This window comes from Pseudomonas sp. EB271-G4-1 (assembly GCF_058791355.1).
In genome coordinates this window covers 1-7,244 of the sequence record NZ_JBYTEO010000122.1, presented here as the reverse complement: position 1 = coordinate 7,244, position 7,244 = coordinate 1, and the positions used below count along the sequence as shown (strand labels likewise).

The window sequence follows — 7,244 nt, the reverse complement described above, 5'->3', positions numbered from 1 at the left end:
GGCTGCGATCTTTTGATTTTGCTTTTTAAGATCAAAAGATCGCAGCCTGCGGCAGCTCCTACAGGGATCGCGTTCTATTCAGAGGCTGTAGTAGTAACCACGGCTACGCAAAGCCACGATACGCGGGCGGCCATCAGGATGAGGACCGATCTTCTTGCGCAGATTACTGACGTGCATGTCGAGGCTGCGGTCGTAAAGGGTCAGCTTGCGGCCGAGGGCGATTTGCGCCAGTTCCTGCTTATCCAGCGGCTCGCCGGGCTGCTTGAGCAGGGCTTCGAGCAGGCGGCTCTCGGAAACGGTAAGGGTGAATTCCTGTTCATCGATGCTGACCACGCCACGCACCGGGCTGAAACACAGGTCGCCCAGCTCCATCTGGCTGGACACTGCCGCCGGATGGCTGCGACGCAACACGGCGCGCAGGCGGGCTGTCAGTTCCCGCGGGTCGCAGGGTTTGGCCAGGTAGTCGTCGGCGCCGAGTTCCAGGCCGAGGATGCGGTCCAGGGGTTCGCCGCGGGCTGAAAGCATCAGCACCGGCAAGTCGGGGTGATCGCTGCGCAGCTGCTTGAGCAGTTCCAGGCCGCTGCCGTCCGGCAACATCACGTCCAGTACCACGGCCGCCGGGGACGTTTCGGCCAACGCGCGGCGCGCGCTCTGGCCGTCATGACAGGCGCGCACCTGAAACCCTTCCTGGCTCAGCCAGCTGCCCAGGAGCTCGCACAGTTCCTGGTCATCATCAATTAATAACAACTCGCTCATGGATCACTCAATTTAGCCATTGTCGACGTTTTCGCCTCGCACCACTGGCGAAGATACCGCAGAGCAGGGCGAATAGCGCCACCCCGGCGCCAATGACGAACCACTGTTGCTGATCGGTCAACAAGCGCGGGATCGAACTGCCGGCCTGTACTTCCCGAAGTTGCAGCTTGAGTCGCTGATTCTCCTGGCGCAATCGGGCCAGCTGGACGCTTTCGCGCTCGCCATCGGCATTGTTCAATTGTTTGCTCAGTTCTTCTCGTTGCCGCTCGCTTTCCTTCAAGCGTTGCTGCAGTTCGTTGATCTGGCTACCGGCGCTCAAGGACAGCGGCGTGGAGTTCGCGCCCTCGGCGGCTTCTTCACCGTGGGCGGGCGCCACGATCGACAACGTGACCAACATCAGACACAACGGACCCTTGCGCATCGCGACTCCTGATTCCAATACGGATATTGGGGAGTTTGTCGGCAGGCAAACGAGATTAATGAGCGATTGAGAACGCGATGAACCGAGAAGGTTCACCGCGCAGAGGGAGCTTACGGGAGGACTTGCTTGAAAGGTTTGACCAGAACGTTGGCGTAGACGCCTGCGGCGATGTACGGATCGGCGTCGGCCCAGGCCTGTGCGGCGCTCAGGGAGTCGAATTCGGCGACGATCAGGCTGCCGGTGAAACCCGCTGCCCCCGGATCATTGCTGTCGACCGCCGGATGCGGGCCGGCCAATACGATGCGACCTTCGCCCTTGAGCGCTTGCAGGCGCTCGAGGTGTGCAGGCCGTGCGGCCAGGCGGGCTTCCAGGGAGTTGGCGACGTCTGTGGCAATGATTGCGTAAAGCATGTCAGTCCTCGGTTTTCGGCGTTGTGGTATCGGCGTCGTGCAGGTGGCGGGACAGGTAGATGCCCTGGCCGACCAGGAACAGCAAAGTCATGCCCAGGCTGCCGAAGACCTTGAAGTCGACCCAGTAGCTCTGGAAGGTGAACGCGACGAACAGGTTGGCGGCGCCGCAAAACAGGAAGAACGCGATCCAGGCGATGTTCAGGCGCATCCAGACCGGCTCAGGCAGGGTCAGCGCATGGCCCATGATGCGTTTGATCAGCAGTTCGTCACCGATGAAGTGGCTGCCGATGAAAGCCAGGGCGAACAGCCAGTTGACCACCGGGGCTTTCCATTTCAGGAAGGTCTCGCTGTGGAAGGCCAGGGTCAGGCTGCCGAAGACCAGGCAGGCGATGAGGGTCAGCCACTGGCTCTTCTCCAGCTTGCGCTGCTTGATGAACAGCGTGCCGTAGACCACCAGGGAGCTGATGATCAGCATCGCGGTGGCACTGTAGATACCGCCTACAGTGACCTCGTGGCCGGCAATGTCGACGACCCGTGGATCGATTTTGAAGACGATGAAAAACAGCAGGAGCGGGATGAAATCGATGAATTGTTTCACAGTGGCAGCCAGAAGCAGGATGTGGCGGCATAATAACAAACATATGGGCGCGCGATAGCGCCAGCTGATTTGAGGTTACAAAGCCCTGTGAATGTTGATTTGCACTGCCATAGCACGGCCTCCGATGGCGCCCTGGCGCCTGCGGTTCTGGTTGCGCGTGCATTCGAGAAAGGCGTGCGAGTCCTGGCCTTGACCGATCACGACACCCTTGAAGGCCTCGACGAGGCCCGTCACGCTGCGAATGCGCTGGGGATGCAACTGGTCAACGGCGTCGAGTTGTCCTGCACCTGGGGCGGCGCGACCATTCACGTTCTGGGCTACGGCTTCGACGTCGATGCCGCGCCGTTGGTCGAGGCGATTGCCAGGTTGCGCGATGGGCGCTGGCTACGCTCCGAGGAAATCAGCCGCAAACTGGCGCTCAAGGGCATGCCGGGTGCGCTGGACGGCGCAAGGGAAGTCCAGCAGGCCTTGGGAGATAGCGGTAACGCACCGGCCCGCCCGCACTTCGCCGACTGGATGGTGCGCGAAGGTTTCGTCAAGGATCGTGCCGAAGCGTTCCGCAAATGGCTCGGCGCCGGCAAGCTGGGAGACGTCAAGCAGCATTGGCCGACCCTGGACGAAACCGTCGAAACCCTGCGCGCGGCCAAGGCCTGGGTCAGCCTGGCCCATCCCTGGCATTACGAATTCACTCGCAGCAAGCGTCGCCGCCTGATTGCCGACTATATTCAAGCAGGGGGCCACGCAATCGAGGTGGTCAATGGCTATCAGCCTGCCGAACAAGTGGGCAGCCTCGCGATCCTGGCCCGCGAGTTCGGTCTGCTGGTCAGCGCCGGCAGTGATTTTCATGGCCCTGGAGGCTGGTCCGAGATCGGTGAATACCGCCCGCTCCCGGAGGATCTGCCACCACTGTGGTGTCGATTCAAACATGACCCAATTATTGCCGCCGTCTGAACAGGTAGAGAATGTGAGTCAATTTTTCCAGATTCATCCGGAAAACCCGCAAGCGCGCCTGATCAAGCAGGCTGTCGAGATCATCCGCAAGGGCGGGGTGGTGATTTATCCCACGGACTCCTCCTACGCAATCGGTTGCCAGATCGGCGACAAGGTCGCCGTGGAGCGCGTTCGCCGCCTGCGTCAGCTCGATGAAAAGCACAACTTTGCGCTGATCTGCAGCGATCTGTCGCAACTGGGTCTGTTCGCCAAGATCGATACGGGCACTTTCCGCATTCTCAAGGCCCATCTTCCGGGACCCTACACCTTCATCCTCAATGCCACCCGCGAAGTCCCGCGACTGCTGTTGCATCCGAAGAAGCGCACCATCGGCCTGCGGGTGCCGAGCCATCCGATTGCCCTGGCGCTGCTGGAAGAGCTGGGCGAACCGCTGATGAGCGTGACGTTGATCATGCCGGGCGATGATGACCCGATGACCGATCCCTACGAAATGCGCCAGTTGCTCGAGCATCAGGTGGACCTGATCATCGATGGCGGCTTCGGCGGGATCAAGGCGTCCACCGTGATCAACCTCGCCGATGGCGAACCGGAAGTGATCCGTGTCGGTTGCGGTGACCCTGCGCCGTTCATGGTCGAGGCCTAGATGTCCGCAGTGGAACCCGTCGACAGCCAGGCCGGCGCCCAGCAAGAGCTGCCCTTCGCCATGGTCTATGGCCAGGCGGTCATGGAAATGCCGCTGGACCTTTACATCCCGCCGGATGCGCTGGAAGTCTTTCTCGAAGCCTTTGAAGGCCCGCTCGACCTGCTGCTGTACCTGATCCGCAAACAGAACATCAATATCCTCGATATTCCGGTGGCGGAAATCACCCGGCAGTACATGGGATATGTCGAGTTGATGCAGTCGGTGCGCCTGGAACTGGCGGCCGAATACCTGGTGATGGCCGCGATGCTGGCCGAGATCAAGTCGCGGATGCTGCTGCCACGGGCTGAAACCGTCGAAGACGAGGAAGAAGACCCGCGCGCCGAACTGATCCGCCGCTTGCAGGAATACGAGCGTTTCAAGGCCGCCGCCGAAGGTATCGACGGCTTAAGCCGGGTCGGTCGCGACGTGGTCGTGCCCAAGCTCGATGCCCCGGAGGCGCGGGCGCGCAAACTGTTGCCGGATGTGCGTTTGTCAGAGTTGCTGCTGTCCATGGCCGAGGTGCTGCGCCGGGGCGACATGTTTGAAAGCCATCAGGTCAGCCGCGAGGCGCTGTCCACCCGCGAACGCATGAGCGATGTGCTGGAACGGCTGAAGGGCGGCGGGTTTGTGCCGTTTGTCGAGCTTTTCACCGCCGAGGAAGGGCGCCTGGGGGTTGTCGTGACCTTCATGGCGATCCTCGAACTGGTCAAGGAATCCTTGGTCGAGCTGGTGCAGAATGAGCCGTTCGCCGCGATCCACGTCCGAGCACGAGCCGAATAACGAGTCCAATCATGAACCTGAGTGAACCCCGCGAGCTGGCGCCACTGCTCGAAGCCTTTCTGTTGGCCTCCGGAAAACCGCAATCGTTGGAGCGCCTGTTCGAGCTCTTCGAAGAGGCCGAGCGCCCGGAACCGGCGGTATTCAAGAAAGCGCTGACTATTCTGGGCAAGTCGTGCGATGGCCGCGCGTACGAGTTGAAGGAAGTTGCGTCCGGCTATCGCCTGCAAATCCGTGAGAAGTTTTCGCCGTGGGTCGGGCGTTTGTGGGAAGAGCGGCCGCAGCGTTACTCGCGGGCCATGCTCGAAACCATTGCCTTGATCGCCTATCGCCAGCCGATCACGCGGGGCGAAATCGAGGATGTGCGGGGCGTGGCGGTCAACAGCCAGATCGTCAAGACCCTGATGGAACGTGAGTGGATCCGCATCGTCGGTTACCGCGACGTACCGGGCAAGCCGGCGATGTTCGCCACCACCAAGGCGTTCCTCGATCACTTCAACCTGAAAAACCTCGATGACCTGCCGCCGCTGGCCGAGGTGCGCGAATTGGAGCCTGATCCGGTGCTCGATTTCGACGACGCGCCAGTACCCGCCGGGCTGCAGGAGCTGGCCGATGCCAGCGCCGAACCGGAAGAACCCAAGGAAGAGACCAGTTTTCATACGCTGTTGCTGGAACTGGACAGCATGGAGGAGGGGATCAAGACCGACTTCGATGATTTGTTGCGTGATGGTGATGCGCCGCAGACTGATCCAGAGGCGATCGACATCGAGCCGGAGCCGGTGGATCTGCGGGCTGAAGCTGAGCCCGAGCAGGAAGACGACATCCTCGGCGTCGCCGAGGCCCGTGAAAAACTGCTGGCCGCCGTCGCCGCCCTGGAACAGCCGAAACCCGAGCTTAGCGACGAGGAAGCCGAAGCATTGGCCCTGGCCGAAGCCATCGAAGCCGAACGCCGCGAGCTTGAAGATTGAAAAGATCGCAGCCTGCGGCAGCTCCTACAGGAATCGCATTCCAAATGTAGGAGCTGCCGCAGGCTGCGATCTTTTGATCTTGATGTTAATAGCGTGTCACCGGTCGGCGGAAAAATCAGTAAGTCACGTTCCATCAGCTACTCTCTGATGCGCAAACGCCCGCATGCGCGTATGATTCGCGACCCTTCGGCGATCCCTTCGCCCTAGTACCCAGTTTTCAGAACACACCGGGAGGTGCCCAGATGAGTATCAAAGACCAGAAAGACGACCAGGAAATCGGCCCAGCAGGCGAAAAACTGCAGAAAGTCCTCGCCCGTATCGGCGTCGGCTCGCGCCGTGACGTGGAAGCCTGGATCAGCCACGGCCGGATCAAGGTCAACGGCAAAGACGCCACCCTTGGCCAGCGCGTCGACATGCACGACGCCATCACCATCGATGGCAAGGTGATCAAGCGTGAAGAGGCCGCCGAGGCGGTCCGCCGCGTGATCATGTACAACAAGCCCGATGGCGAAATCTGCACCCGCGTCGACCCGGAAGGCCGTCCGACCGTGTTTGACAAGATGCCGCGTCCGAAAGAAGGTCGCTGGATCAACATCGGTCGCCTGGACATCAACACCACCGGCCTGCTGATGTTCACCACCGACGGTGAGCTGGCCAACCGCCTGATGCACCCTTCCTACGAAATGGACCGTGAATACGCGGTACGTGTGCGTGGCGAAGTCGACGACGAGATGATCGAGCGTCTGAAAGCTGGCGTAGTCCTCGAAGACGGCCCGGCCAAGTTCACCGACATCAAGCAAGCGCCGGGCGGCGAAGGTTTCAACCACTGGTACCACTGCGTAGTGATGGAAGGTCGCAACCGCGAAGTTCGTCGCCTGTGGGAGTCCCAGGGCCTGGTGGTCAGCCGTCTGAAGCGCGTGCGTTTTGGTCCGGTGTTCCTCAATTCGGACCTGCCGATGGGCCGCTGGCGTGAAATGAGCCAGTACGAAGTCGACATCCTGAGTGCCGAAGTTGGCCTGGCGCCGGTGGCGATGCCGCAGATGAACGCCAAGAGCAAAGACAAGCTTGACCGGATGCAGCGTAAATCGTCGCGTCCAATGGCCAAGACCGAGCGCGTACGTACCCTGCGTCCAGCCACTGGTGCCGCCGCACCGGCCTCGCCGCGTGCCAACCGCGAACCGCAGATCGAAGGCGAGCGTCCAGCACGCAAGCCAGCCGCCCGCCAGGACGGCGAACGCGGTCCACGCACACCACGTCCGGCCAATGGCCGTACCGAGCGTGGCGAAGGTCGTGGTACGCCGGTAGCCGATCGTCCAGCCGACACCAAGCGCCCGGCCAAGCCGGCATCGAAGCGTCCAGGCATCAGCCTGGTCGAGGGTGACAAGCCGTCGGGCAAGCGCCGCGGCGCGCCGGCGGGTTCCGGCCAGCGTCCGGGGTTTGGTCGTCGTAAGCCGGAGTAATCGGTAAGCGCTTCATGAAAAACGCCAACCTTCGGGTTGGCGTTTTTTTGCGCCTGGCTTTAGCCCGGTGGTGTTTTTGAGGGCGCCTTCGCGAGCAGGCTCGCTCCCACAAGGGATCACATTTCCATGAAACAACGCAGTCTCCTGTGGGAGATTCTATGGTTGAGGGGAAGCCCTCAACTGGTTTTCGGTTGGTATTCACTCTGCCCCTTCAGCAGGGC

9 protein-coding genes are annotated in these 7,244 nt (G+C 61.3%); 5 read left to right on the top strand and 4 right to left on the bottom strand.

Translation table 11 applies throughout. The features are described from left to right. Window positions 1-78 precede the first annotated feature (78 nt). From AC3WWR_RS30535 to AC3WWR_RS30520, 4 genes are all read right to left on the bottom strand, one after another. Window positions 79-756, bottom strand: coding sequence for a response regulator transcription factor (locus tag AC3WWR_RS30535; RefSeq protein WP_008055526.1), 678 nt, complete (start codon window positions 754-756; stop codon window positions 79-81). Window positions 757-763: 7 nt separating this feature from the next. Then, entirely contained in the window at window positions 764-1,177 is a 414-nt protein-coding gene (locus AC3WWR_RS30530) for an SH3 domain-containing protein (RefSeq protein ID WP_020795373.1), read from the bottom strand. 110 nt (window positions 1,178-1,287) lie between these two features. Continuing rightward, window positions 1,288-1,587: a YciI family protein gene (locus AC3WWR_RS30525; RefSeq protein ID WP_008021382.1), complete on the bottom strand. Its 300-nt coding sequence runs from the start codon at window positions 1,585-1,587 to the stop codon at window positions 1,288-1,290. A 1-nt stretch (window position 1,588) separates the two neighbouring features. Then, window positions 1,589-2,185, bottom strand: a complete 597-nt coding sequence (locus tag AC3WWR_RS30520; RefSeq protein ID WP_083348423.1) for a septation protein A — start codon at window positions 2,183-2,185, stop codon at window positions 1,589-1,591. A gap of 87 nt (window positions 2,186-2,272) precedes the next feature. Here AC3WWR_RS30520 and AC3WWR_RS30515 point away from each other — a divergent pair, with 87 nt between their 5' ends. From AC3WWR_RS30515 to rluB, 5 genes are all read left to right on the top strand, one after another. Next, window positions 2,273-3,136: a PHP domain-containing protein gene (locus AC3WWR_RS30515; protein WP_020795371.1), complete on the top strand. Its 864-nt coding sequence runs from the start codon at window positions 2,273-2,275 to the stop codon at window positions 3,134-3,136. Window positions 3,137-3,149: 13 nt separating this feature from the next. Next, complete coding sequence (locus AC3WWR_RS30510) at window positions 3,150-3,779, top strand: L-threonylcarbamoyladenylate synthase (RefSeq protein ID WP_033041944.1); 630 nt, start codon at window positions 3,150-3,152, stop codon at window positions 3,777-3,779. Then, entirely contained in the window at window positions 3,780-4,598 is an 819-nt protein-coding gene (locus tag AC3WWR_RS30505) for a segregation and condensation protein A (protein WP_007984128.1), read from the top strand. A gap of 11 nt (window positions 4,599-4,609) precedes the next feature. Next, window positions 4,610-5,563, top strand: coding sequence for an SMC-Scp complex subunit ScpB (scpB, locus tag AC3WWR_RS30500; protein ID WP_020795369.1), 954 nt, complete (start codon window positions 4,610-4,612; stop codon window positions 5,561-5,563). Between the two features lie 242 nt (window positions 5,564-5,805). Further along, window positions 5,806-7,023: a 23S rRNA pseudouridine(2605) synthase RluB gene (rluB, locus tag AC3WWR_RS30495; protein ID WP_151140957.1), complete on the top strand. Its 1,218-nt coding sequence runs from the start codon at window positions 5,806-5,808 to the stop codon at window positions 7,021-7,023. Window positions 7,024-7,244: the final 221 nt, after the last annotated feature.